This window comes from Algihabitans sp. (genome assembly GCF_965226985.1).
GTDB lineage: Bacteria > Pseudomonadota > Alphaproteobacteria > Kiloniellales > DSM-21159 > Algihabitans.
Window position 1 is genome coordinate 1574906 of record NZ_OZ245712.1, and the last position, 25906, is coordinate 1600811.

At 65.1% G+C, this 25906-nt stretch carries 23 protein-coding genes and 1 tRNA gene; 6 read left to right on the top strand and 18 right to left on the bottom strand.

Annotated features, from left to right (window positions below; translation table 11 throughout):
- Positions 1-97: 97 nt before the first annotated feature.
- The 7 genes from ACO054_RS07235 to ACO054_RS07265 form a co-directional block, all read right to left on the bottom strand.
- Positions 98-1210 (bottom strand): ABC transporter ATP-binding protein, encoded by a 1113-nt coding sequence (locus ACO054_RS07235; RefSeq protein WP_421709764.1) that lies wholly within the window; start codon positions 1208-1210, stop codon positions 98-100.
- Positions 1191-2012: an SMC-Scp complex subunit ScpB gene (scpB, locus tag ACO054_RS07240; protein WP_421709765.1), complete on the bottom strand. Its 822-nt coding sequence runs from the start codon at positions 2010-2012 to the stop codon at positions 1191-1193. The genes ACO054_RS07235 and scpB overlap by 20 nt, the downstream gene beginning before the upstream one ends.
- Positions 2009-2929: a segregation and condensation protein A gene (locus ACO054_RS07245; RefSeq protein ID WP_421709766.1), complete on the bottom strand. Its 921-nt coding sequence runs from the start codon at positions 2927-2929 to the stop codon at positions 2009-2011. Before ACO054_RS07245 ends, scpB begins: the two co-directional genes overlap by 4 nt.
- A gap of 179 nt (positions 2930-3108) precedes the next feature.
- Positions 3109-4188 (bottom strand): beta-N-acetylhexosaminidase, encoded by a 1080-nt coding sequence (gene nagZ / locus ACO054_RS07250; protein WP_421709767.1) that lies wholly within the window; start codon positions 4186-4188, stop codon positions 3109-3111.
- Between the two features lie 3 nt (positions 4189-4191).
- On the bottom strand, positions 4192-5307 hold the full coding sequence (locus ACO054_RS07255; protein WP_421709768.1) for an SPOR domain-containing protein: 1116 nt from the start codon (positions 5305-5307) through the stop codon (positions 4192-4194).
- A 338-nt stretch (positions 5308-5645) separates the two neighbouring features.
- The gene (argS, locus tag ACO054_RS07260) at positions 5646-7400 is read right to left on the bottom strand and encodes an arginine--tRNA ligase (RefSeq protein WP_421709769.1); all 1755 of its coding nucleotides are present in this window, start codon (positions 7398-7400) and stop codon (positions 5646-5648) included.
- A 19-nt stretch (positions 7401-7419) separates the two neighbouring features.
- Positions 7420-8589: a deoxyguanosinetriphosphate triphosphohydrolase gene (locus tag ACO054_RS07265; RefSeq protein WP_421709770.1), complete on the bottom strand. Its 1170-nt coding sequence runs from the start codon at positions 8587-8589 to the stop codon at positions 7420-7422.
- A gap of 172 nt (positions 8590-8761) precedes the next feature.
- On the opposite strand from ACO054_RS07265, the gene erpA reads away from it, so the two are divergent.
- From erpA to ACO054_RS07280, 3 genes are all read left to right on the top strand, one after another.
- Positions 8762-9112 carry an iron-sulfur cluster insertion protein ErpA gene (gene erpA / locus ACO054_RS07270; protein ID WP_421709771.1) on the top strand — a complete coding sequence of 117 codons (351 nt, stop codon included), beginning with the start codon at positions 8762-8764 and terminating at the stop codon, positions 9110-9112.
- A gap of 107 nt (positions 9113-9219) precedes the next feature.
- On the top strand, positions 9220-9996 hold the full coding sequence (gene xth / locus ACO054_RS07275) for an exodeoxyribonuclease III (protein WP_421709772.1): 777 nt from the start codon (positions 9220-9222) through the stop codon (positions 9994-9996).
- A 10-nt stretch (positions 9997-10006) separates the two neighbouring features.
- Positions 10007-10879 (top strand): rhomboid family intramembrane serine protease, encoded by an 873-nt coding sequence (locus ACO054_RS07280; protein ID WP_421709773.1) that lies wholly within the window; start codon positions 10007-10009, stop codon positions 10877-10879.
- 25 nt (positions 10880-10904) lie between these two features.
- On the opposite strand, the gene ACO054_RS07285 is transcribed toward ACO054_RS07280, so the two are convergent.
- The 4 genes from ACO054_RS07285 to ACO054_RS07300 all read right to left on the bottom strand — a co-directional run bounded on the left by ACO054_RS07285 (position 10905) and on the right by ACO054_RS07300 (position 14551).
- Positions 10905-12419 carry a M81 family metallopeptidase gene (locus tag ACO054_RS07285; protein WP_421709774.1) on the bottom strand — a complete coding sequence of 505 codons (1515 nt, stop codon included), beginning with the start codon at positions 12417-12419 and terminating at the stop codon, positions 10905-10907.
- Between the two features lie 162 nt (positions 12420-12581).
- Positions 12582-12956: a lipid-A-disaccharide synthase N-terminal domain-containing protein gene (locus tag ACO054_RS07290; RefSeq protein WP_421709775.1), complete on the bottom strand. Its 375-nt coding sequence runs from the start codon at positions 12954-12956 to the stop codon at positions 12582-12584.
- A 52-nt stretch (positions 12957-13008) separates the two neighbouring features.
- Positions 13009-13788: a glycosyltransferase family 2 protein gene (locus tag ACO054_RS07295; protein WP_421709776.1), complete on the bottom strand. Its 780-nt coding sequence runs from the start codon at positions 13786-13788 to the stop codon at positions 13009-13011.
- A 151-nt stretch (positions 13789-13939) separates the two neighbouring features.
- Positions 13940-14551 (bottom strand): hypothetical protein, encoded by a 612-nt coding sequence (locus ACO054_RS07300; protein ID WP_421709777.1) that lies wholly within the window; start codon positions 14549-14551, stop codon positions 13940-13942.
- Between the two features lie 153 nt (positions 14552-14704).
- Here ACO054_RS07300 and ACO054_RS07305 point away from each other — a divergent pair, with 153 nt between their 5' ends.
- The gene (locus ACO054_RS07305; protein WP_421709778.1) at positions 14705-15289 is read left to right on the top strand and encodes a TetR/AcrR family transcriptional regulator; all 585 of its coding nucleotides are present in this window, start codon (positions 14705-14707) and stop codon (positions 15287-15289) included.
- A 42-nt stretch (positions 15290-15331) separates the two neighbouring features.
- Here ACO054_RS07305 and ACO054_RS07310 read toward each other — a convergent pair whose 3' ends face one another.
- The 6 genes from ACO054_RS07310 to ACO054_RS07335 form a co-directional block, all read right to left on the bottom strand.
- Positions 15332-16216: a DMT family transporter gene (locus tag ACO054_RS07310; protein WP_421709779.1), complete on the bottom strand. Its 885-nt coding sequence runs from the start codon at positions 16214-16216 to the stop codon at positions 15332-15334.
- Between the two features lie 77 nt (positions 16217-16293).
- Positions 16294-18033: a dihydroxy-acid dehydratase gene (ilvD, locus tag ACO054_RS07315; protein WP_421709780.1), complete on the bottom strand. Its 1740-nt coding sequence runs from the start codon at positions 18031-18033 to the stop codon at positions 16294-16296.
- Positions 18034-18237: 204 nt separating this feature from the next.
- Positions 18238-20901: a valine--tRNA ligase gene (locus tag ACO054_RS07320; RefSeq protein WP_421709781.1), complete on the bottom strand. Its 2664-nt coding sequence runs from the start codon at positions 20899-20901 to the stop codon at positions 18238-18240.
- A 332-nt stretch (positions 20902-21233) separates the two neighbouring features.
- Complete coding sequence (locus ACO054_RS07325; RefSeq protein WP_421709782.1) at positions 21234-22262, bottom strand: DUF2497 domain-containing protein; 1029 nt, start codon at positions 22260-22262, stop codon at positions 21234-21236.
- A 54-nt stretch (positions 22263-22316) separates the two neighbouring features.
- Positions 22317-23744 carry a TolC family outer membrane protein gene (locus tag ACO054_RS07330; RefSeq protein ID WP_421709783.1) on the bottom strand — a complete coding sequence of 476 codons (1428 nt, stop codon included), beginning with the start codon at positions 23742-23744 and terminating at the stop codon, positions 22317-22319.
- 162 nt (positions 23745-23906) lie between these two features.
- On the bottom strand, positions 23907-24563 hold the full coding sequence (locus ACO054_RS07335; protein ID WP_421709784.1) for a protein-L-isoaspartate O-methyltransferase family protein: 657 nt from the start codon (positions 24561-24563) through the stop codon (positions 23907-23909).
- 178 nt (positions 24564-24741) lie between these two features.
- On the opposite strand from ACO054_RS07335, the gene ACO054_RS07340 reads away from it, so the two are divergent.
- Both ACO054_RS07340 and ACO054_RS07345 read left to right on the top strand, forming a co-directional pair.
- A tRNA-Cys gene (locus ACO054_RS07340) sits at positions 24742-24815 on the top strand.
- 153 nt (positions 24816-24968) lie between these two features.
- A complete protein-coding gene (locus ACO054_RS07345; RefSeq protein WP_421709785.1) occupies positions 24969-25184 on the top strand; it encodes a hypothetical protein in 216 nt (71 codons plus the stop codon).
- Positions 25185-25269: 85 nt separating this feature from the next.
- Here the strand turns inward: ACO054_RS07345 and ACO054_RS07350 are convergent, their stop codons facing one another.
- Positions 25270-25764, bottom strand: a complete 495-nt coding sequence (locus tag ACO054_RS07350) for a PAS domain-containing protein (RefSeq protein WP_421709786.1) — start codon at positions 25762-25764, stop codon at positions 25270-25272.
- Between the last annotated feature and the right edge of the window lie 142 nt (positions 25765-25906).

Sequence of the window (25906 nt, forward strand, 5' to 3'; positions counted from 1 at the left end):
GAATGAGCCCGGACTATCGCAAAAAGCCCCTCTAGCCGCAATCGTGCCCGTGGATATGATCTGGGGATACGATCGGGAAAAGCGACGCGATTTCCTCTTATGTAGCCTCGCTCATCGGAAAAACGAAGGCCAAAGCGGGGTCGAGGTCCAGGCTGAAGGCATCGTCGGTCGCCGGCAGGAAGCGGCCGGGCACCCGTGCATGAAGATGGAGCGCTTCGCCGTCGGCCTGCTGCACGGACAGATGCACCAGCGAGGACCGACCCAGCAGACGCGCGGCGATCACTCTGGCCGCCGCGTGACCGGACCCGGCCGTATCGCCGGGCGGCAGCAAACGGATTGCCTCGGGCCGAACCAGGACCTCCACCGGCTGTCCCCCGTCCGGCATCTCGGTCGGCAGTTTGCCAAGCGGCGTGATCACCTGTCCGTCCTCGATGCGGCCCGGCAAGCGATTGATTTCCCCGAAGAACTCGGCGGCGAAGGCGTCGACTGGATGAAAATAGAGCCGATCCGGCGCACCGACCTGAACCAGACGCCCCCCGTTCATCAGGGCGATGCGGTCGGCCATGAACATCGCCTCTTCGGGGTCGTGGGTGACCATCAGGGTGGCAGTGCCGGCGGCCTCCAGCACATGCAGGGTTTCATCCCGCACTTCGTGCCGAAGCCGCTCGTCCAGCCCCGAGAAGGGTTCGTCCAGCAGCATGATCCGTGGCTGCGGCGCCAGCGCCCGGGCGAGGGCAACCCTCTGTTGCTGCCCGCCCGACAGCTCGTGCGGATAATTGGCGTCGAAGCCGGTCAGACCGACCTGTGCGAGCGCCCGTCGGATGGCCGTCTGCCGTGCGGCGGCGTCAAGATGGCGAAGCCCGAAGGCTATGTTTTCGCTGACGTCGAGATGAGGGAAGAGCGCGTAGTCCTGGAAGACCAACCCGACCGACCGGTCTTCCGGCGGAACGCCGCGACCCGGTTCCGCGATGACCCGGCCGTCCATGGCGATTCGGCCTTGCTGAAGATTCTCCAAGCCTGCCGCCAGACGCAGCGCCGTGGTCTTGCCACAGCCCGACGGACCGAGCAGGCAGACCAATTCGCCCGGCTCCAGCTCCAGGGACAGGTCGTCGACGGCCAGAACCGACCCGAAGCGGTGCGAAATCGACTGCAAGGCCAGGGCGGTAGGCGTCTCGGCGTTCAGATCCGCGTCAGCCAGACTGGCCGGCATTCCGATCCTCCCTCTCCGGCTCGTCCGCGTCGTCCGGCGCTGGCTCCGGGCCGCCTTTTACCGAGCTCTCCCCGCCTTCTACCGAGCTCTCCCCGCCGTCCGCCAATCCCTCCGGGCCGTCTTCCGGCGATCCGGAACCGAACTCGGCGACCAGGGCTTCGTCGGTTGCGAGGTCCTCGTCGTCCAGCAGATCCTCTTCCTCCGGCTCTTCGTCCGGTGCCGGTCCGGCTGGCGGCAGTTCCCCCCGCGCGCCCAGTGCCGTGATCGCCGGGCGAGCGTCGAGCAGTCCGGCTGCCTTCAGTTCCTCCAGGCCCGGTAGGGAGGTGACGGCATCCAGGCCGAAGTGATCGAGAAAGGCGTCGGTGGTGCCCCAGGTGACCGGCTTGCCCGGCGTGCGGCGGCGGCCGCGCGGCTTGATCCAGCCGGCTTCCAGTAGGGTGTCGAGCGTCCCTTTCGAGAGCGCGACACTGCGGATCTCCTCGATTTCCGCGCGGGTGACCGGCTGATGGTAGGCGACGACGGCAAGCGTTTCGATCGCCGCTCGCGACAGCTTGCGACGCGTTTCGCTCTCGATCCGCATCTTGGGCGCCAGATCCTCGGCCGTGCGGAAAGCCCACTTGTCGCCGATCCGACGCAGGGTCACGCCCCGCGCCTCATAGAGGCCGGCCAACTCCTCCAACATCTGCCCAAGGTCCGCATCGGCGTCGAAATGGCGTGCGAGATCCTTTTCGCCGAGCGGCTCCGCGGACGCGAAGAGCAAGGCCTCAAGCAGCCGGATCTGCTGGAAACGAAGCTCACTCATCTATCTGACTTGTCGCCTTTGGAAGCGTCGTTGCCTGCCCCCGGGGTGATCGACTCTTGTTCGTCGGACGGCATGTCGCTCTCCCCACGGCCGGGACGTAGGAAGATCGAGCCGTAGGTCCCGTCCTGCCGGATTTCGACCTGGCCGCTCTTAGCCAGTTGCAGGCTGGCGACGAAGGTGCTCGCCAGCGCCGAGCGCCGGCGCAAGGGGCTGACCGCAGCCTGCAGCTCAGGTGGCAAGAAGGCTTGAAGCCTGCGCCAGCCGGGCATCCCCTGCCCCAGCAAACGCGCCAGCCGCTCGACGGCGTCTTCGACCGAATGCAGGTCGAGCGCGAGGATCCGCAGGGACTGCTCGCCGCGATCGCGTCGGGCTTTTCCGTAGGCCGTCAGCAGGTCGTAGAGGCTGACATCCCAGGTGATGCGATTCACCCGTTCCAGGGCTTCCGGCATGCCGCGCGCGAAGACCTCGGTTCCCAGCTGGGGGCCTGCCATCAGCGCTCGGCCGGCCTGTTGCATCGCCTCGAGGCGTTGGAGCTTGAACTTCAGTGCCGCGGCCATCTCGGCGCCAGAGGGTTCGGCCTCGCCCTCGGGTTCGGGCAGCAGCAGACGCGATTTCAGGTAGGCCAGCCAAGCGGCCATGACCAGGTAGTCAGCCGCCAGCTCCAGCCGCATCCGCCGCGCCTGCTGGACGAAGGAGAGATACTGCTCGGCCAGAGCCAGGATCGATATCTTGGTGATATCGACCTTCTGGTCCCTGGCGAGTTGCAGCAGCAAGTCGATCGGACCCTCGAAACCCTCCAGGTCGAGCAGGAACTGCTCCCCCAGAACACGGTCCTCCGGGCGATCCTCCTCGAAGCTGTCGAGCGTTTTGCCTGCGTCTTCAGGCACGCTGTCCAGGGCTGTGTCTTCGGCGCTCACGATTGCGCGGCTCTCCGGCTGAGAAAGCGTCTGCTGTTCGGTTGAGAAGCTAGAGCGGGATCTTGTTCGACGGAAGCGACTTCGCTTCGGTCAAGCGGGTGATTTGCACTCCAAACCTCTGACGAAAGCAGGCTTAGACCAAGGCCGGCAACTTGCCAACCGCAACTGCTGCCCCGCCCTCACCCGATCGCGACCGTGGACAGCAGCTGCTCCAGCCTTTCCGCCGCTTCCAGGGGATCGAACAGGCCGGGCGCGCGCCTTTGGGCCTCGGCACGGGCGAGATAGCCCTGTGCCGCCGCCGTCAGGGGGATCGCGGCTTCGGCGACCTGCCGCATCTCGGCAGGGTCGCCGTTGCAATGCAGGGCAATGTCGCAACCGGCGGCCAGGGACGCCGCGGTCCGCTCGGACAGGCTGCCGTCCAAGGCCTGCATCGACAGATCGTCCGAGATCAGAAGTCCCTCGAAGCCCAACTCGCCGCGAATCACCTCGGCGATCAAGGTCGGTGAGACGGTGGCCGCCCGGTCCGGGTCGATCGCGTTGTAGACCACATGCGCGGTCATGGCCCAGGGGGCGTCGGAGAGCGCGCGGAAGGGAACGAAGTCGGTATCGCTCAACTCCTGTCGGCTGGTCTCGACCTGCGGCAACTCCACGTGACTGTCAACCTTGGCCCGTCCATGACCGGGAATGTGCTTGATGACGGGGATGACGCCGCCGGCCAGGAAGCCCTGGCAGGCCGCGCGGGCGAGAACTGCGACACGCGCCGGATCGCTCGAAAAAGCACGATCTCCAATAACTTCATGGGTGTCTTTAAGAGATAGATCGAGCAAAGGCGCGCAGTCGACTGTTACTCCGACGGACAACAGGTCGTGTGCCAGGAGTCGCGCGTTCAGTTCCACCGCTTCGATCGCGGTCTGCGCCGCCCTCTCCGATAGACGGCCGAAGACCCGTGGCGGTGGTGCCTGCCGCCAGGTCGGCGGCTTCATGCGCTGCACGCGCCCGCCCTCCTGATCGATCAGCACCGGCGCGTCGGCGCGGTCCACGATCGTTCGGAAGGTCTCCGTCAACGCCCGAACCTGTTCGGGATCCGCGACGTTGCGGGCGAAGAGGATCAGGCCAAGCGGGTTGGTCTCCGCGAAGAAGGCGCGCTCCCATGCGTTCAGCTCCAGACCGGCGCAGCCGTAGATCGCGGAGGAAATCGTCGGAGACGCCGCTGGGGACGCCTCCGGCGTTTCGGGTGCTGGGATCGAACCGTCTGTCACGGATCAGTGCTGCTTGACCAGGCAGTCGGTCCCCGACCCCTGAAGCAATCCGCAGAGATCCGTCGCGGTGGCTCTGTTCGGCAGCGGCCCGGCCTGAAGGCGATGGAAGTCACCCTGGCCCTCGACCGCGACTGTCTGAACCGCGAGGCTCAGATTTCCCAGCAAGTCCGGATGCTTTGCCTGCAGCCGGCTCCACTCCGCATCGACGGCTCCCCGGTCTCGCAAGGCCGCCATCTGTAGAACCCAGTCGCCGCTCCGGACCGCAGATGAACCGGTTGCCGCGGTTTGATCTGCTGTTGCTGGAGCCGACGGCGCGGGGGCCGGCGTTTGACCGGTCGTGGCCGTCGCGCTCTCCGGAGCCGATGTGGCCGCCGGTGAGCTTGTGTCGGCTTGGGGCGGGACGACCGGTTGCTCGCTCACCTCCACCGTCTCTCCGGGGGGCGGCTGATCACCGTCCGGCATCGGGCTCTCCGCAACCGGAGTGTCGGCGGTCGGCGTATCGACAGGCGCGCCAGCAGGTGAAGCCGGGTCGGGTGCATCCGGGATTGAAACACTAGGAACCTGCGCTTCGGAGGGCGTGTCAGGCGAGCTGTCTGGAGCTGTGTCCGGAGCCTGTCCGATCTGTGGCGGGGCCGGCGGTTCGCTCGGCAGATCGCCGGCGGTTCCGGGCTGCTGATCTGCCGCATCGGCCGCTGCGGCTGGCGCTTCCTCGACAGGGTCGGCTATGGGTTCGGGTGGCTGCGGGCTTTCGGGAGGCGGCAGCAGGCGCTCGAACTGCCCGGTGTCCGAGGCGGCGGAAGCGTCTTCACCGTCGCGGTCGTTCAGGACCTGAGCATCTTGATGAGGCACCTCCATGCCGCCCGGCTCTTCAGGCCGCTCCTTGGCGTCATTGAGGTCCTGCTCGGCGGTCACGACGGGAAGTTCGCCAGACGGAACCTCCCCGGTTCCCCAGCTGTAGGCGTACCAGACAATGGCGGCGAAGCCGCCAAGCGCGAAGACCGCAACCAACAGAGGCAGCACCCGCCCCTTGCGACGGGGCGGTGGGGCTGCTGCCTCCTCGTCGTCCGGCAGGTAGGAGGTTTCGGTCGACGGCGGTGCGACGGCGGGACCGAGGCGCACGCCGGGCGCGGGCGGCGGCGCGGCGGCGGACGGCGGTGTCGGTCGCGGCTGGGCCGCCGGAGGCGCAGTCGTCGGAGTCGGGGGCGTCGGTGTGTAAGGGCGCTGCCCCGACCCTGGGGATTGCCCCGCTCCTGCAGGTTGACCGGGCCGCGCGGAGCCGGGTTGCCCAGAGCCGGGTTGAGGGGCGCCTGGCGGCACAGTGTTGGGCTGAAGCGGTTGCGACCCGGACGGGCCGGCTCCCGCAGTCCCAGGCCCGGATGATCCTGGCCCGGATGATCCTGGCCCTGACGGCCGCGTGTAAGGATTTTCGTCGTCGCTCGCCATTCGAGCTATCTCCCTCAGCGCATCTCCGTGACGGGCTCAACCCCCATCACGGCCAAGCCGGAGGCGATGGTTTCGGCCAGAGCCTTGACCAAGGCCACGCGGGCCCTGGTCACCTCAAGGTCGTCCGCGAGCAGAAAGCGCAGACTGGCGTCATCCTTGCCTTTGGTCCAAAGCCCGTGAAAGGCGGCTGCCAGATCTTGCAGGTAAAAGGCAACGCGGTGCGGCTCCGAGGCAGCGGCCGCCTGTTCGACAACACGCGGCCAGTTAGCCATCTGTTTGATTAACGCGAGCTCGGCGGAGTCGGTCAAACGCGCCAGGGAGCCGGAGGCGAGCGCCTCGGGATCCTCCGGAACGTCGGGAAACTCCGCAGAGGCATGGCGCAGCACGGAATGGGCCCGTGCATGGGCATACTGGACATAGAAGACCGGGTTGTCGCGTGACTGCTCCAGCACTTTTTCCAGATCGAAATCGAGCTGAGCATCGGCCTTGCGGGTCAGCATGATGAAGCGGACGACGTCCTTGCCCACGTCGTCGATCAACTCGCGCAGCGTCACGAAGCTGCCCGAGCGCTTGGACATCTTCACCTCGACGCCGCCCTTGGAGAGCTTGACCAGCTGGCAGAGTACGATCTCCAGCGACGCCTGCTCCTCGGTCAGTGCCTTGACGGCGGCCTGCATGCGCTTGACGTAGCCGCCGTGATCGGCGCCCCAGACGTCGATCTGACGGGTGAAGCCGCGCCGGTATTTGTCGAAGTGGTTCGCCATGTCGTTGGCGAAGTAGGTCCAGCCGCCATCCGACTTCTTCAGAGGGCGATCCACGTCGTCGCCGAAGTCGGTTGCCTTGAAGAGGGTCTGGGGGCGCGGTTCCCAGTCCTCGGGTTTCATGCCCTTGGGCGGCTCCAGCACCCCGACGTACAGCAGGTCGCGCGCTTCCAGGCTCGCGAAGACCTGTTCCACTGCACCAGCTTCGACCAGGCTCCGCTCGGAGGTGAAGACCGCCTGATCGACGCCTAGGGCATGGAGATCGCCCTTGATGACCTGCATCAGAAAGTCGATCGCGAAGCTTCGGACCTCCGGCAGCCAGACCTCCTCAGGCTTGTTGAGCCAGCGGTCGCTGTCGCGTTCGGCCAGTGCATGGCCGACCTCGCGCATATAGTCGCCGGGATAGAAGCCAGAAGGAATCTCGCCGATGGTCTCCCCCAGCGCCTCGCGGTAGCGCAGGTGCGCTGTCCGCGCGAGCGTGTCGACCTGACTGCCCGCATCGTTGATGTAGTACTCGCGGGTCACGTCGAAGCCCGCCTTTTCGAGCAGTCCGGCCAGGGCGTCGCCGACCACGGCACCGCGCGCATGCCCGACCGTGAGAGGGCCCGTCGGATTGGCGGAGACGTACTCGACATTGACCTTTCGGCCGGCGCCCAGCTGGGAGCGGCCGTAGTCCTGGCCGGCCCGCAGAACGACGCGCAGATGTTCCCGCCAGAAGCTGTCGGCAAGCTGCAGGTTGATGAAGCCCGGCCCCGCCACCGTGACACTCTCCACGTCCTCGGCTCTGCGCAGCTCCGCCGCGAGCTCTTCGGCGAGCTCCCGCGGCTTGCGGCCGGCCTGCTTGGCGAGAACCATTGCGGCGTTGGTGGAGAGATCGCCGTGACTGGGGTCGCGCGGCGGCTCGACGGCCACCTTCGCGACGTTCACCTTGTCAGGCAGGCCGCCCGCCGCCGTCAGTGCGGCAAGTGCGCTCTCAACGACGCCGAGGAAGTGATTGAAGACGTTCATGTTTCGGTAGTCTTGTCGGTTAAAAACGGGCGTAGGGATCGAACACCTTCCGATGGGCCTCCAGGGCGTAGCGGTCGGTCATGCCCGCGATGTAGTCGGCCACCACCCGGGCGCGCAACCTTGCCGAGTCCGCCGTCTCGGCCCGCTGCCGCCACTCGGCCGGCAGGGTATTGGGCTGGTCCATGTAAAGCTGAAAAAGCTCCGAGACGACCCGGCGCGCCTTCAGGGTTTGCCGGTTGACCAGGTAGTGCCGATACATCCGGGTGAAGAGGAAGTCCCGAAGGACGCGGTCGTTCTCGCGCATGGTCTCGGAAAAGGCAACCACCGCGCGCCCAGCCTTTCGGATGTCATCGACGGTGCTGGGCGCCTGTTCGGCCAGTCGCCGCCGCGTCTCGCCCAGCAGGTCCTCGACCATCAGATTGATCAGTCTGCGGATCGTTTCGTGAATCCAGCGCGGCAGTTCCAGGCGCGGATAACGGTCCTGGACCTCTTCCAGGACCGGCCCGACCAGCGGCAGCGCCGAAAGATCCTCGACGGTGAAGAGGCCGGCGCGCAGGCCGTCGTCGATGTCGTGATTGTTGTAGGCGATATCGTCGGCGAGCGCCGCCACTTGCGCTTCGGCGCTGGGCCAGCCATCCAGCTCGAGATCCCAGTGATCGCAGAAGGTCGCCAGGTGGGGCCTGGGATCGGTCAAGGGACCGTTGTGCTTCACCGCCCCTTCCAGCGTCTCCCAAGTCAGGTTGAGGCCGTCGAACTCGGCGTAGCGGGCCTCCAGCTCGGTCAGAATGCGGAAGGTCTGTTCGTTGTGATCGAAACCGCCGTAGGCCTGCATGGCGCCGTCCAGCGCATCCTCGCCGGCATGGCCGAAGGGCGTGTGGCCCAGATCGTGAGCCAGGGCCACGGCCTCCGCCAGATCTTCGTTGAGGCCAAGTTGACGGGAGATGGAGCGCGCGATCTGCGCAACCTCCAGGGAGTGTGTCAGCCGCGTCCGGTAGTAGTCGCCCTCATGGTAGACGAAGACCTGGGTCTTGTACTGCAGCTTCCGGAAGGCGCCGGAGTGAACGATACGATCGCGGTCGCGCTGAAAGGCCGTGCGAGTCGGGCTCTCCGCTTCGCTCAGGCGTCGGCCGCGCGTTTTGGCCGGGTCGCAGGCGTAGGGCGCGGAAGAATTTTCTGCCGGTCGGGTCATGGCCGCAAGCCCTACCCCAACCGGCCCCGTCGCGGCAATCGCAGCGGCCTTCGATAAGGTTTGCGCCAAAGTCTGCGCCAGTGACCTGGTCCCCCTCGCTGGACGGTCATGTCTTAACAGGGCGCCGAAGATGGACTACATGTAGGGCGTCAAACTGGTTGGAGATTGAGCCATGCCGGACAGTGCGCCCCTTCAGACCTTTTCGCTGAGCGAGAACGCTGCCAAGCGAATCCTCGTTTTGGCCGAGCAGGAACAGAGCGGGACCATGCTTCGCGTGTCGGTCTCGGGTGGCGGCTGCTCGGGCTTCCAATACGGCTTCGACTTCGACACGCAGGTGGAGGAGGAGGACCGGGTGTTCGAGCGGGACGGCGCCAAGGTCGTCATCGATGAAACCTCTCTGGAACTGCTGACCGGAAGTCAGATCGATTTCGTCGAGGATCTGATGGGCAGCTATTTCAAGATCGAGAACCCGCAGGCCGAATCGGCATGCGGCTGCGGTTCCTCCTTCTCGATCGCCCTTTAGCGCCTTCCGATCGCATCACGTCTGGCCCAGAACGGCTCCGGCAGCTTTCGGAGCCGTTTTTCTTTGCCGCCTAGCTGCCCGGCACCCGCAGGAGAAAAGCTCCCCCTATGGTCAAGATCGCCAGCTGGAATGTGAACTCCATCAAGACGCGTCTGCCGAACGTGCTGGACTGGCTCGACAGTGCCGCACCGGACGTGTTGCTGCTGCAGGAACTCAAGTGCCAGACAGGTGATTTCCCGGAGATGGAGTTCACGGCGCGGGGTTATCGGGCGCTGGCTGTCGGGCAGAAGAGCTATAACGGCGTGGCGATTCTTTCGCGCGATGACATCCGCGATCCCTTGGAGGCCCTGCCTGGCGATCCCAAGGACGAACAGGCGCGCTACCTCGAGGTCACGACCTGCGGGCTGCGGGTGGCCTCCATCTATCTGCCGAACGGCAATCCGGTGAAGACGGAGAAGTTCGGCTACAAGCTGGGCTGGATGGAGCGTCTGACGGCCCATGCGCGCGGCCTTTTGCTCGACGACCGGCCGTTGGTGCTGGGCGGCGACTACAACGTGATCCCGGAGCCGCTCGACTGTCACGACCCTGCCGCCTGGCGCGGCGACGCCCTGTTCCAGCCCGAAAGCCGGGCCGCTTTCCGTGGGCTGCTGAATCTCGGCTACTTCGAGGCCTACCGAGCTCTGCACGGGCCGCAGTCTGGCGCCTATACCTTCTGGGACTATCAGGGCGGTGCCTGGCAGGCCGACGAAGGCATCCGCATCGACCATCTATTGCTCAGTCCGCAGGCGGTCGATCGGCTGGACGCCTGCGACATCGACCGTGCGCCACGCGGTAAGGAGCGGCCGAGCGACCACACCCCGATCTGGTGCAGTCTCACGGAGTGACGGTCCGGCAATGCCCTTTCTGCCGATCTACGACAACAATCCCAGGGTCTACATCTCCCGCCCTTACGTCGTCTGGAGCCTGATCGCGCTGAACGTCCTGGGCTTCGTCTGGCAGACCTCCGGCGGAGATCAGGGATTTCAGACCGTCGTCTATCGCTACGGCTTCATTCCGGCGGTCTTCGGCGGCGCCGCCGAACTACCGCCCGCCTTCGGCGCCGCCCCTTCTGCGCTGACCTTGATCACCAGTCAGTTCCTGCATGGCGATCTGTTTCACCTGGTCTTCAACATGCTCTTTCTCTGGGTCTTCGGCGACAACATCGAGGACGCGCTGGGGCACGGAAAGTTCCTCGTCTTCTATCTTTTGAGCGGTGTCGCCGCGGCGTTGGCGCACTTCGGTTTCAACATCGGGTCGGAGGTGCCGGTGATCGGCGCATCGGGCGCCATCTCCGGCGTGCTGGGCGCCTACCTGCTGCTCTATCCCCGCGCCTGGGTCATGACGCCGGTGGTCTTCATCCCGCTGATGCTGCCGGCCGGTCTGATGCTGCTCTTCTGGTTCGGCTCGCAGCTGCTCAACGTCTTCGAGGGCGATGCGGCCAGCAACGTCGCCTGGTGGGCCCACATCGGCGGGTTCGTCGTCGGCCTGGCCCTGGTCGGGCCTATGAAGCGGCCGATGGTGCCGCTCTTCGGTGGGCATCGGCCGCCGAAAAACCTAAGGGTTCACACTGCGGCCGCCCGTCGCCGAAGTCGGCCCGATCCCGCTCGTACCCAGGACCAGGCTGAGGCTGCAGAAGCCCCGGACCAGGGGCCCTGGGCCGGCAAGGGACCCTGGAACCGAAATGCGGAGAAGCCGTCAACCTCAGGACGCAAAGGCCCCTGGGGCTGACGGCAGGGCGGAAAGCTCAGCTCGCCTAACCGCGATGGGCGGCTTGGGTCGGTCCCATCGGCATCAGGCGGATGTCGGACCGCAGGTTGCCGTAGCTCAGCGCCAAATGGTCCACCGGATTGGGGCCCGGCGCCGCCGCGACGATGACCTCGCTGGCAATCGGCTGGAAGTCGGCCCGGAAGTGGACCGAGGACTTGAGCGCCAGGATTCGCTTGGACTCGGGCTCGACTCCGACATGGCGGAACATGTCCCTGTCCGCGGCCTGCGCCTTCTTGCTGCCGACCACCACCTCGACACCGCCGATCTCCAGCAGGGCCATGGGGCCGATCCGCATGCGAGCCCCGCGATAAAAGGGACCGCTACAGGTGAAGACCCCGTCCCCGACGCGTTTGACCCGATAGTCGCCGCGCAGGGGCGCATGGCCCGGCAGGCCCGAGTGGGCCCCCAGCTCCAGCTCCAGGCGTGCGCCCTCGCCGGCCTCGGCCGCGCGCTTGGCATTGACCGGGTCGAACAGGACCCCGACGACGGCTTCCGGCGCGCGCTGGCGGACCAACTCCGCCAGCAGCCCGACGGTATCGCCGTTGCCGCCGGCGCCCGGATTGTCCTGGGTGTCCGCCATGACCACCGGACCGTCGCCCTTGGCCGAGCGTTCAACGGCGTAGGTCACCGCCCGGTCGGCCGGCAGAATGCGGCCGGCGAAGGCGGCTTCCTGGGCGGCGACACTCTCGTAGAGCGCGTCCGCAGCCTGACGCGCCGCCTCCTCGCTTTCGCCGTAGGCCATGACGCTCGGGCCGGCATGGTGAATGTCGGCGGGCGAGAAGCCGCAGGCGAAGGACAGCGTCGCGACACCGCCACCCTCCAGGTCCGGAATCTCTGCGTAGAGGCTTTCGGCGGGTTCGATCAGCGTGCAGCCGCTGGTCAGGGGAATGAGGAAGGGCAGCTGCCGGTAAGCCTTGTAACGCGGCCCTCGTCCCGGTCCAGCGTCCATCAGGCGATGCAGCAGGCGCAGGGCCCTTGCGCCGGTCTCGGCCATGTCGACGTGCGGATAGGTGCGGTAGATCACCAATCCGTCCGCCAGATCAACCATCTCGGGCGTGACGTTGGCATGCAGGTCGAGGCTCACGACGATCGGCAGATCCGCTCCCACGCGGTCTCGTAGGCGACGCAGCAGTTCGCCTTCCCCGTCCTGATGACCTTCGGTCACCATGGCGCCGTGGAGATCGAGATAGATGCCGTCCAGGCCGCGCTGCGCCTCCAGATCCTCGAAAATCTGCCCGACGATCCTCTCGTAGGCGTCGCGGGTGACGCGGTCCGACGGGGTCGCGGCAGCCCAAGACAAGGGTTCCACCTGGTGCCCGAGGCTTCGGGCTTCTTCGATGGCGCCGGCTGCCGGCAGGTTTATGCCCGAGAGCGCCTGCAGCATCGCCTGTCCGCGCGAGAGGGGCGGCCAGGCCCCGCCCGACGCGAAGGCGTCGAAATCGGCCTTGGCCGGTGCGAAGGTATTCGTTTCGTGCTGGAAGCCGGCAACGGCGATCTTCATGTCGCTCTCCCCCGTACATCACCCATATGTGGAAGCCGCATTCTGGCTCTCATCAAGCTTTTAGATGGAATTCCAATAGTTTGAAATATAACGGCTTCAATCCCCAAGCGCTGTCAAGTGTATGACGCATGTCATACGTTCTCATTGAGTGCTTGCCGTCCGTCATCGACCGCTTTGGCGTTTAGGCGTTTCCAGCTCCTCGAGCCGAAGCTCCGGACTGGCCCGCTCGGCCCGCCGTAACTCCAGCTTCTCTTTCCAGATGAAGTAGAGGTTGCGGCTATAGATCGTCACGCCGGCGCATTGGCCGAGGATGATGACAGGGTCGGCGCGATGGATACCGTAGGCCAGGACGATCACGCCTCCCGCGATCGAGAAATACCAGAAGACCTCGGGTACGACGCTTCGGCGGGCGCGCTCGGTGGCGATCCACTGCATGAAGAACCGCATGAAGAACATCGACTGACCGGTCAACCCGATCGCCAGCCAGGTCGCCTCGATGCTGGTCAGCTGGCTCCACCAAGCCGCTAGTCCATCCACGGTATCGTCATCCCTCTATCCGTTTTGGAGCTGTCGTTACTCAGGGGCACCGTCAGTTCGGTGGGCTCAATGGCTGTTTCGTTCGCCGAAGCAGCCAGATGACGCCAGCCAGGTCGACAATGCCGACGAGGCCGCGTCGCCAGTTCGTGTATTTGGAGACCCCGGCCCTTCGTTCGCGATGATTGACCGGAAGATAGATCGCGTCCCACCCCCAACCTCGCACTAAGGCAGGAATATAGCGGTGTCGCGAGTCGAAGTACGGAAGCGCTTCGTAAAGGTCGCGCCTGACCACCTTCAGCCCGCAGCCGCTGTCCGGGCAGTCGTCCTTCAGCAACCGGGCCCGTAGCCCGTTTGCGAAGCGTGACGCCAGCCGTTTCGACAGGGGATCGCGGCGCTGGGTCCGTAACCCTTGGACGAGGCCGAGCCGTCCGCTTTCGTCGTTGCGCGCCACCTCCAGCAGCCGGGGGATGTCGGCCGGGTCGTTCTGCCCGTCGCCGTCCAGGGTGACCACCCAGCGCCCTTCGCTGGCCCGCAGCCCACTCCAGATTCCGCGCGACTGTCCGCTTCGTTGCCCATGAGTCGTGACCAGCAGGTTGGCGTAGCGAGCCTTCAGCCGGTTGAGAACCTGTTCGGTCCCGTCGGTGCTGGCATCGTTCACCACGCAGACCTGGCAAGGGCCAAGACCCTCCACTGCAGCGAAGATCTCCGGCACCAGGATCTCGAGATTCGGCGCCTCGTTGAAGGCCGGAACCACGACGGCAAAGCCGACCTCGCCCGGAATCGTCGCGGTGTCGGCCTCGTCTCGTTCGATCGCGTGGGTTTGCCTTGGCAAGATAAGGCCCAATCCGGCCGTTCGTCTGATTGCCGGCTGGTACTAGCCCCCTGCCCGGCGGGCGGTCAAGCAAGGCGGCCGTTACGGGCGTTTTTGCAGGTTCGGGAGCAACAAAAAGGGCCGCCTCCACGGGAGGCGGCAGATCTGGCGGCTACCTGTCGACGAAGATCACGCCCGACGGCGCCTCGATCCAGTGCGTGTTGGTCGTGTCGACCAGCTTCGGTTGCGCGGCATAGCTATGGACGGTGACGCTCTGCCCGGCGTCTGCCGCGCGCGGTTGCGGGACCGCCAGCGTAGCCGCTCCGCCAATTGCGATGATGGCCAGGCCGCGCTGAACCGCTTGCCCACCGACCTTGACGCCCGACAGTGTGAACAGGCTGTCCCGGTTTCGGAGCAGGAACAGGGCGACCAACAGTCCGAGGACCGGAACTCCAGCCCAGAAGAGGTGGTTCGGCGGTGTGAAGGGATCGAGCAGACGCGGAAAGCTCGAAACGACGGAGACCGCGTGCATCGCTAGCAGCGCGCCGTAGGTCCAGAAGCGAAAGAGGCCGGCCATAAAGGCCAGGACGAAGAGAAGTTGCAGCAGGCCCGTGAGCAGCAGCATCGTGTCGGAGGGCGAAGAGAAGTAGAAGGTCTCGAAGACCCGACGAGCGATCTCCGGCGCGAAGATCTTCTCCAGGGCCCAAACCAGAAAGAAGGCGCCCGTCGAAAAACGCAGAATTGCGAGACTCCAGACGAGCGGACGGTCAACTCTGTCGGTCATGGCGAGGCTCCCTGCCGCATGCGAAGCCGACCACCGGCTTCTTCCGCCTGACAGGTTGGAATTCTTGACACTTCTGTCAAACATGAGGTCTGCTGAAAGTCGTAACGTCTGTCTCACCTTTGCGTGAAGCCTTGCCTGAAAGGAGTCGCGGACGTGGCGGGGGTTCGGAAGTTCGATGAGACGGCCGTGATCGACGCGGCGCTCCGCCTCTTCTGGCAGAGAGGTTACGGGGCCACGGCCATGGCCGATCTGGCGGACGCCACAGGCGTCCAGCGCGGCAGCCTCTACAACGCCTACGGCGGCAAGGAGCAGCTGCTGCTGCGCGCGCTTGACCGCTACGCGGAGCTACAAGGCAGCGCCGTGGTCGTAGCCTTGAACGACCCGGATCCGCGTCGGGCAATTGGCGGTTTTCTCGACGCCCACATGGCCCGCATGGCGAACCCGAAGAACCCAGCCGGTTGCCTGATGTGCCAGATCGCTTTGGAATGTGGCGGCCGCCACCCGGTTCCATCGGATGCGGTCCGCCGGAGTTTTCTGCGAACGGAAATAGCTCTCTGCCAAGTCCTGCAGAGGGGCAAAGAGGCGGGCCTGCTTCCTTCGGGCGCTGACGCCCCTGCCCTCGCTCGTTTCTACCTCGGTGTTTCCCGCGGCATGGCGGTGCTGCATCGTGCCTATGGCGACCTCGACCCGGTCCGCGACGTCGCGCGCGAAGCTTTGCGCCTTTTGGATACCGCCTGAGGCGGCTGGCTGACCTACTTCGGCTGCCCTACTGCGGCTGCCCTACTGCGGTATGGGCTTTGTGCCACGCAGGCTGTGAAACGCATTTGCGAAGACGGCGCTCAGCACAATCGCACCTCCGATAAAGGTCGCGTTGCTCGGCACCTCGTTGACCGCCAGCCAGACCCAGAGCGGTGCCAGAACAATCTGTAATCGGCCGAGCAACGCCACTTCTCCGGCCGGGACGTGGCGGGCGCCGAGCGTGGTCAGCACGTATTGCAGGCCAAGCTGCACGACGCCGAAGATGGCGGCAATGGCGAAGTCGTGGCGGGAGATGGAGAGATCGTCGGCCATCGCCACGGAGACGAGAAGCGCGAAGACTCCCGCGAGCGCGGCGGCAGGCAGCATGTCGATGTTTCGCCGTGCGCGGATGCAGACGAGCATGACAGCGTAGCCGGCGACCGGAATCAAGGCCAGCAAGGTTCCGACTGGGGCACCGGCCTGTGAGGCATCGCCGACCATGATCCCGATCCCAATAAGGGCGGCCACCATGGCAAGCCAGGTGGCCAACGGCAGGCGTTCTCGCAGAACCAGCCAAGCCAGTAAGGCGGCAAAGATCGGCGACGTAGCCCCGATAAAGACCACGTTCGCAACGCTTGTGAAGATCAGGGCGAAGAGGTAGGCGACGAAGGCCATGCCCAAGGCCAAGGCGGCGACGAGTCCGGGCAGGCCGATTGCAGTTACCGCTTCCGGCACGCGCCGGCCGTGCCGCCACCAGAGAAACAGGAATATGAAAACTAGAAAGCAGACCTGACGCCAAAACTGGAGCGTCCAGCCGTCGGCCTCCTCCGTAAGCCGGACTAAGAGACCGGCAAGTGACGTGAAGACACTGGCTGCCACGACACAGAGCACGCCGTAGCTGTGACGGCTCTCCACGGCATCACCCATGGCCGCACTTCGACGGGCCGAACGGGCAGGTCCGTCCGGCCCCGAAGTTTGCTAAGACAGCATCTGAGAAAACCTCCTCAGATATCCGCATAGACGTGGGTTTCGCCCTTCCCGCCCGGATGGGTGACCGCACCCTTCTCCGCCGAACCGACGGTTTGGGCATACTTCCAGATGGTGCCGGCGTTGTAGTCGTGACCGCGCGGCTGCCAGCCCTTGCGGCGTTCGGCTAGCTCCTCCTCGGACAGCTCGACATCCAGGGTACCGGCTTCCGCATCGATGGCGATCATATCGCCGTGCCGGATCAGGCCGATCGGCCCGCCGACCGCGGCTTCGGGCCCGACGTGGCCGATACAGAAGCCCCGGGTCGCGCCGGAAAAGCGACCGTCGGTGATGAGCGCCACCTTGTCGCCCATGCCCTGCCCGTAGATGGCGGCCGTCGTCGAGAGCATCTCCCGCATGCCTGGGCCGCCCTTCGGACCCTCGTAGCGGATCACGAAGACGTCGCCCTCCGCATACTGTTTCGCCTGCACGGCTTCGAAGGCGTCTTCCTCGCAGTCGAAGCAACGGGCCGGGCCGCGGAACTTCAGATTGCTCATGCCGGCAACCTTTACGATGGCGCCTTCGGGCGCCAGGCTGCCTTTCAGGCCCACGACCCCGCCCCAGCTCGACAGCGGGTTGGACAGCCGCCGGATGACATCCTGGTCCTCCGGGAAGGCGACGCCGTCCAGGTTCTCCGCCAGAGTCTTACCGGTGATGGTGATGCAGTCGCCGTGCAGGTAGCCGCCGTCCAGCAACTCGCGCAGCAGCACCGGCATGCCCCCGATCTCGTACATATCCTTGGCCACGTAGCGTCCGCCGGGCTTCAGATCGCAGATGTAGGGCGTCCGGCGGAAGACTTCGGCGACGTCATGCAGGTCGAAGTCAATCCCGCACTCGTGCGCAATGGCCGGCAGGTGCAGGGCCGCGTTGGTCGAGCCGCCCGAGGCGGCCACCACAGTCGCGGCATTTTCCAGAGCCTTGCGGGTGACGATGTCGCGCGGGCGCAGATTGCTCGCGAGCAGGTCCATGACCATCCGGCCCGAGGCCTCGGCATAGGCGTCGCGGCTTTCGTAGGGCGCGGGGGCGCCGGCCGAACCCGGAACCGCCAGACCCATGGCTTCGGAGACGCAGGCCATGGTGTTCGCGGTGAACTGCCCGCCGCAGGAGCCGGCCGAGGGACAGGCCACGCATTCCAGTTCGTGCAGCTCTTCCGGACCGATCTCGCCGGCGGCATGCTGGCCGACGGCCTCGAAGAGGTCTTGAACAGTAACGTCCTTGCCCTTGTAGCGACCCGGCAGGATCGAGCCGCCATACATGAAGACACTCGGTACGTTGAGGCGCACCATGGCCATCATCATGCCCGGCAGCGACTTGTCGCAGCCGGCGAGCCCGACCAGTGCGTCGTAGCAGTGGCCGCGCATGGTCAGCTCGACCGAGTCCGCGATGATCTCGCGGCTGACGAGGGACGATTTCATGCCCTGGTGACCCATGGCGATGCCATCGGTCACCGTGATGGTGCAGAACTCGCGCGGGGTGCCGCCCGCTGCCGAAACGCCGACCTTTACCGCCTGGGCCTGGCGCGAGAGCGAGATGTTGCAGGGTGCGGCCTCGTTCCAGCAGGTCGCGACCCCGACCAGAGGCTGATTGATCTCCTCCTCCGTCAGACCCATTGCGTAGAGGTACGAGCGATGCGGCGCCCTGTCGGGCCCGACGGTGGTGTGGCGGCTCGGCAGCTTGCTCTTGTCAAAACGCTTCTTGTCGCCGTTATCCAGTGGCATGGCACCCTCCCATAAAGTCTCGCAGCCCGTCGTTCCCGGTGGTCCTTCGCGGTCGAAGTCCGCATGAGGCTGCGGAGTCTTTTCGTTGCTGGGAAGCTAGTCGAGCGCGTCGCCGTGGCTCTACCGCTTTTTGCGGATGGAAGGGTTGCGCGGGTATCCGATCCGACGGTCGTTAGACCGAAGAAGCGCCTCGCCCGTGCCGCCTCAGATCGCCTCCAGCCGCTTGAGCGCCCCTTCCAGCTTCTCGCGCGCCTGGACGTAATCTTCCTGACGCTGCTTCTGCTCCTCGACCACTTCGGCCGGCGCCTTTTGAACGAACTGGGGATTACCCAGCTTGCGCTCGATCTTGCCCAGTTCACCCGAGACCTTGTCGATCTCCTTGGCTAGGCGGGCGCGCTCGGCCTGCAGATCGATGACCTCGGCAAGCGGCAAGGCGATTACCGCCTCGTCGATGACGATCTGAACAGCGCCTTTGGGCAGGTCGCCCAGCGCCAGTTCGACACCGGAGGCCCGCGCCAGGCGCTGCAAGAGATCCGCATAGCGCGCGAGGCGGGTCTGGGTGGTTTCGCTCGCGTCCTTGACCAGGAGGTCGACCTTGGCCGCCGCCGGTACGTTCATCTCGCTGCGGACGGCGCGCACCTCGCCGATCAGACGGATCAGCCAGTCGATCTCCGCTTCGGCCTCGGGGGCCTGCAAATCCTTGTCCAGGTCCGGCAAGGTGGTGGCGATCAGCGGTTCGTCGCTCCCGAAATGCTCCCAAAGCTCCTCGGTCACGTAGGGCATGAAGGGATGCAATAGGCGCAGCAGTTGATTCAGGGTCCAGCCGATGGTCGCGCGGGTCTCGGCGACGGCTGCGGCGTCGTTACCGGCCAGGATCGGTTTGGCGAACTCCAGATACCAGTCGCAGACCTCGTGCCAGGCGAAGTGATAGAGCAGGTTCGAGGCGTCGTTGAGCCGATAGCCCGCGATGGCCTCGTCCAGCTTGCCGCGGGTCGTTGCCAGACGACTCACGATCCAGCGGTTGACCGGTTGTTCGATCCGGCCTGGGTCGAAGTCGGGCGGCAGGGCGGCGCCCTGCAGCTGGGCGAAACGGGCGGCGTTCCACAGCTTGGTCGCGAAGTTGCGATAGCCCTCCACCCTTTCCGGGGCCAGCTTCACGTCGCGTCCCGGCACCGCCAGAGAGGACAGGGTGAAGCGCAGGGCGTCGCAGCCGTAGGTCTCGATCAGCTCCAGAGGGTCGATGATGTTGCCCTTGGACTTGCTCATCTTCTGCCCGTGCTGGTCGCGCACGAGAGCATGGATGTAGACGTGGCGGAAGGGGACCTCGCCCATGAAATGCAGCCCCATCATCATCATCCGGGCGACCCAGAAGAAGATGATGTCGAAGCCGGTGACCAGCACCTCGCCGGGATAGTAGCGGGCCAGCTCCGGCGTCTCCTCCGGCCAGCCCAGCGTCGAGAAGGGCCAGAGCGCCGAGGAGAACCAGGTGTCGAGTACATCGGCATCGCGGGTCAGCTCGACTGCTTCGCCGTAGTGTGCCCGCGCGGCATTGACCGCCTCGGCCTCGCTCTCCTCGACGAAGATGGTGCCGTCGGGGCCGTACCAGGCCGGGATCTGATGCCCCCACCAGATCTGGCGGGAGATGCACCAGGGCTGGATGTTCCGCATCCACTCGAAATAGACGTTCTCCCACTGCTTGGGCACGAAGACCGTCTTGCCCTGCTCCACGGCTTCTATGCAGGGCTGCGCCAAGGTCTTGGCGTCGCAGAACCACTGGTCGGTCATCCAGGGTTCGACGGCCACGCCGGAACGGTCGCCGTGGGGCACGCTGTGCAGGTGATCCTCGATCTTCTCGACCAGACCGAGGGCCTCCAGGTCGGCCACGATCTTGGCGCGCGCCGCATAGCGGTCGAGGCCGCGGTAGGCCTCCGGCGCGTTGTCGTTGATGCAGGCGTCGCGGTCGAAGACGTTGATCATCTCCAGGCCGTGGCGCTTGCCGACGTCGAAGTCGTTGAAGTCGTGGGCTGGAGTCATCTTGACGGCGCCCGAGCCGGCCTCGGGATCCGCATAGTCGTCGGCGACGATCGGAATACGGCGGCCGACCAGCGGCAGCGTGACGAACTTGCCCACGAGATGGCTGTAGCGTTCGTCCTCGGGGTGAACAGCCACGCCGCTGTCGCCGAGCATGGTTTCCGGACGCGTGGTGGCGACCACGATGTGGCTGTCCTCCCCGCCCTCACCGTTGCCTTCCACGGGATAGCGGAAGTGCCAGAGCTTGCCCTGCACCTCCTGCTGCTGGACCTCCAAATCGGAGATGGCCGTATGCAGTTTCGGATCCCAGTTGACCAGCCGCTTGTCGCGGTAGATCAGACCCTCACGGTGCAACTGGACGAAAACCTTACGAACCGCGTCCGAGAGGCCCTCATCCATGGTGAAACGCTCGCGCGGCCAGTCCGCCGAGGCGCCGAGGCGGCGCAGTTGGCGGGTGATGGTACCGCCGGACTGGGCCTTCCAGTCCCAGACCTTCTCCAGGAAGCGTTCGCGGCCGAGATCGTGGCGGGTGATGCCCTGTTCGGCCAACTGGCGTTCGACGACCATCTGCGTCGCAATGCCGGCATGGTCGGTGCCTGGTTGCCAGAGGGCGTCGCGCCCCGTCATACGGTGCCAGCGCACCAGCACATCCTGAATCGTGAAGGTCAGCGCATGCCCCATGTGCAGGCTGCCGGTCACGTTGGGCGGCGGCATCATGATCGTATAGGGCTGAGCGTTGGACTCGACGTTGCTTGCGAAAGCGCCGGAGCGCTCCCAGCGCTCATACTGCTTGGCTTCGACCTCGCCAGCGCGAAACGTCTTTTCTAACTCGGCCATCTCTGCCGTCTCCTGTTGCCCAAACGGCGCCAGCAGAGCCGGACCGCGGCACTCCCATACCTGCGTCGACGCCTCAGCGCTAGAGTGCGATCGTCTCAGGTGGAAGCGTTTAACTTCCACCTGAGACGTGAATCACCCTCTAAACCTTGTGATGAGAGCAGGATCGCCTTGGCCGGATACGAAGAGGCCCGAGCTCTACGCCCGAGCCCTACGCCCGAACTCTACGCTGGAAATGCAGGTTCGATCTGTCGGGCGGATGCAAAGCTGAAGGGTTGAGGCTACGCGCGCAGTGGCTTTCGTCTAGACCGCGCAGCAGTATCGCTTGAGGTCTATCAGCTGTCCTCGGCCCGACGCGCCAAGCGGCGCACCTCTTCACGGACGACACGCTCGACGAGGTCCGGCAGGTTGGTGTCCAGCCAGACCTTCAAGTGTTCGGCGATAGCGTCGCGGACCACCTGCTCCAGAGTCCGCTCTCCACCCATCAGGGGCGCGGCCTCGGCGGCTTCGGGTGGGCGGGCCACGCTCGACAAGGCCGCTAGGGTCGCGGCTTCCGTGGCCTCTGACACCAGGTGCTCGTGCTCGGCGGTATCGATCTTCGGGCTTTCGCTCATCTCTTCCTCCGCCGCATCGGGGATCTCTTCGCTCGGGTCGGCTTCGGCTTGGGGCATTTCGAACGCCTCCTCCTCGGCCATCGGCTCCGGATCGGGTTCGGCAGTCTGTGCCGCCTCAAGGGGCACGGCGTCGAGGGGCTCGTTTTCAACTTCCGCAGGCTCGTCAAGCGGTTCCGGCTCGACCTGAACCTCAGCCGCGACCTCTTCGGGAGCACCCGATTCAGCTTCGGCCTCAGTCTCCGCCGCCGCCGCATTGGCGCGCGCCGCAGCCAAGTCGATAACCGTTCCGTCGATCTGTATGGCTTGCGTCAGCTCAAGCGGCTCTTCATCGGATGCGCCGGTATCCTGATCCTGATCGGCGGCCACCGAAGCGGTATCGTCGTCGGCATGTAGATCTATGGCACCGCCGTCTTCGCTCGGTGTGTCCGGAGTGTCGACAGAACCTGCGGCTTCTTCAGCGGCTGCACTCATCTCAAGGTCCGGAGTTGCGGTGGTGGTTGCGGTCTCAGCCGGTAGGTCGGCGGTCTTCGTCTCCGAAACCGAGCTCTCCGCCCCCTCCGAAGCTTCGGTATCGGGAGACTGAGCGTTATCGGGAGACTGAGCGTTATCGGGAGACTGAGCATTGGCGGCATCTCCCGAGGAGCCCTGCCCCTGCTGTTCGGCGCCGTCGTCGGAGATGATCCGGCGGATCGAAGCCAGAATCTCCTCCATGGAGGGTTCTTGCTGCTCCTGCTTGGTCGCCTCGCTCATGTCTCTCTCCTCGGGTCGCCGCCTGAAGCCGATCTCGGTCGTCGGGCGGTGACGTCAGTCTCTATTAGATGTTTCGGCTCCGGGTGCGGAAAGCCCGAACCAGGAGTCGCGGACCTCTCGGTAGTCCTCCGTCGGATCGTAGATCTCAACCGGTAGCCCAAGTTCCGAAGCATTCATGCGGCCGACGGCCGTGAGAAGTTGAAAACTTGCGACAACTTCGTCGCGCTGTGCCGATACCAGGTTCACCTGGGCGTCGAGCAGTTCCTGTTCGGCATCGAGGACATCCAGGGTCGTACGTGTGCCGACGGCGTTTTCCTGACGAACGCCCTCTAGGGCGATGGAGGAAGCCTCGACCTGAGACTGGAAAGAAACGATCTGCGCGCGCGCGGTCGTCAGGGCTTCCCAGGCGCTCACCGCCTCCTGCTGGCTGCTCCGGCGAGCCTCATCGATCTCCAGCAGGCGTTGGCTGGCTAGCTGTTTGGCCTGACGCACCTGGCTGGACACGAAACCTGCCTGATAGATCGGGACGACCAACTGAGCCAGGATCTCTGCTTCCTCGCGTTCGCTGTCGGGCGACCCCTGCTCCTCGTTGTAGCGCAAGCGGCCGGTCAACGAGGCCTCGGGCAGAAGCTCGCCGAAGGATTCCCGAACCTGAAAGCTGGCTGCTTCTTCGAGGAAGTCGGCCTGAATGACGGCGGGGTTCTGTTCAAGCGACTGTGCCACCGTGTCTTCGAGGGACGACGGCAGGCCTTCCAGCGGCGGCGGTGGCCGAAGCTCGCCCGGAAGGGAGCCCACCAGTTCCTCGTAGACAGCCGCGCTGGCGGTCAGGTTGCCTTCCGCCTGAATGCGATCAGCGGTGGCGCCGTCCAACCGCGACTCCGACTGCGCCACGTCGGTTCGGGTGATTTCCCCGACCTCGAAGCGGTCCTCGCTGGCCTCAAGCTGGCGCGCGAGCACTTGCTCGTTGTTGATGTTGAGCTGCAACACAGAGCGGTCGCGCCAGACGTCCATGTAGGCCGTTGCCGTGGAGAAGAGCACATCCTGCTCGACGGCCAGCAGGCGTGCCCGTTCGGCCCGAACCTCGCTCTCGGCCCGGTTGGTCTGGGCCGTCGTTCTGCCGCCGCGATAGATCGGCTGATTGACGGAGAGCTCCACGTCGCGCGGCTGTGTGTCGAAGCTGCCGTCGTCGCCGGCCGGTTCGACCTCCTGCCAGCGCTGCCCTGCGGAACCGGACAGCGTAACTGTCGGCCGCCAGTTGGACAGCGCTTGAGGCACGCCTTCGTTGGTGGCGCGCAGTTGAGCCCGTGCACCGTCCAGAACCGGATTCGTGCGGTAGGCCTGAGCCAGAGCCTCGATCAATGACTGGGCATTCGCAGGAGGCGAAGCCGCGAGTGCGCCTGTAGCCGCAAGCGTCAGGGCGACGCCGCGAAAAGCCCGACCGATCCCCACCCGATACCGCGATCGCTGTCGCCGTTCTTTCATGAAGTCCCGCTTTCTAGCCGCATTTGCCCCATCCGCACTGTGGCGATAGGCCCAGGAAACGCAAGAAGATTTTAGGTTTGGTTAATCATCTGGAAAGCAATCGCAGCGAGGTCCCCCGATTGAGCCGAGAACGGACCCCGGAAACTCGACCGCCAAGCGAAGTCAGAAGACGAATCCACTCTTCCGCTCGAATCCGGGCAGGACAGGCGTCGCGGCGTCGAACAGCACCCGGCCGGAGACCACCCCCTCGTCCTTACGCATCAGCATCGCCCGCCCGATGCCGTCTTGGTCGAGTAGAACGCAGACCAGCCGGCCGCCCTCGGCAAGCTGTGCTTCTATCTCTTGAGGCACCTCAGCCACGGCACCGCCGAGTAGGATCACGTCGTAGGGGGCTTGCTTCGCGTAGCCCTGCGTCAAGGCGCCCTGCAGAACGACCGCGTTGGTGATCTCCAGGGCCTCTAGCGCCTCGGTCGCGGAGGCAACGAAGTCCGGTACTTCCTCGACCGCGACCACCGTTGCCGCCAAGCGCGCCAGTACGGCCGTGGAGTAGCCCAGGCCGCAGCCAAGATCGAGCACCATGTCGCCGTCTTGGATGGCGGCGGCCTGAATCAAGCGTGCCAGAACCATCGGTTCCATGACGAACCGCCCCTGCCCGATCGGCAGATCCTCGTCGACATAAGCGAAACCGCGCGCCTTCTCCGGAACGAAACTCTCGCGCGGCAGGGTCTCGAAGGCCTCCAGCAGACGATGGTTCCAGACGCGGTTGGTGCGAAGCTGGCTCTCGACCATGTTGATGCGTGCGGCGGTGTAGTTGACCATCGACAGAGGGATCCGTTGCAGCGAAAGAGAACGAGCGCGAACTGCCGCGCCTTATAGGGCTCCGCATGCGAAGCATCAATGGCGCCGCCGGCAGCCTAAAAGGTTCCTAGGCCGATCCAGCGCCGCAGCCGGCTTGACCGGCGGGCGGGCGAGCCGTATGTACCTTCGGCTCAAGGAGGGCCCGGTGGGAGAGTGGTTATCCATCGGACTGCAAATCCGCTTACGCCGGTTCGATTCCGGCCCGGGCCTCCAGGATCTCCTCTCCCACATTGTTTCTCGACTTTAAGTGGATGGCTCGACGGGCCTTCTGCCACGCTCTAGATCGGATACTTAGAGCGTTTTTCTCGTGACTGGCGGAACCGCCGAGCGGTTCCAGATGATCACAAGACGCTCTAGGCTGAGCGCATGTCGCAGGTCTCATCGCCACTCGACACCCTGGTCATGGTTGCCGACCTACAGGCCTGTCTGCCTGAACGTCTGCACCCCTTTAGCCAGCAGATCCTGGATGGCTGGCTGCTTGGCGAACTTCCGACCCATGAGTTCCTGCGCTGGTTCCATATGCCGAACTCCGATTACCTGCCGGTTTCCGAGTGCCTCCTGAAGGCCGTGTTCGGCGTCTGATCCAGCCTCCGACGGCCTCGGCAGTCATCGAGTTGCGTCTGCTTCCGTTGCTCGCCTTCCTCGGGGCGTCAAAGTCCCACTGTCGCTACTTGATCGACTGAAAGCTCGGCGGCTCCACGACCTTGAAGAAGCGGTCGACCTCCGTTCCGTTTCTGCTCATGGGCAGCAGAAGGCGGGTGTAGGACCACATGCGGTCGCTCAGGCTGACATAGCGACGGAAGGCGAGCGAAGGCTGGCGGGTTTCCGCGACGGTAAGAGCGGCACTGAGTACCTGTTCGGCGTCTGTTGCATCGAAGAAGCTTCGGGTCGTCTCGCCGCGCAACTCGCCGCCGTAGATCTCGCAGACACGGGTTCCGGCCAGGCGAACCCGCAGTTCGTCGGGATCCCGCTCGAAATCGAGCAGCATGACATAGGGGAGCGCTGCCGGTGGAAGTTCGGTCGGATCCAGCCGAGCCGGAAGGTCTGGCTGTCTTGCAGACCAAAGCTGATAGATAGCGCGAAGGTCGGGGTAGTCCGAAATCTGATCGAGGGACAACTCGTGATGTTCGGTTTTGGCGATATGCACTTTCGACAAGACCATGGACGCAACCTCGACACCAATAGGCTTTCGCGCCGGGCTGTACCGCCCGAAACGCGAGAACTAGCTGAAAAGTCTATCTTAGATGGGTAAACGCAGAGGCTTCCAAGTGTAAACGTTTTGCAACTGACCGACGACCATCCGT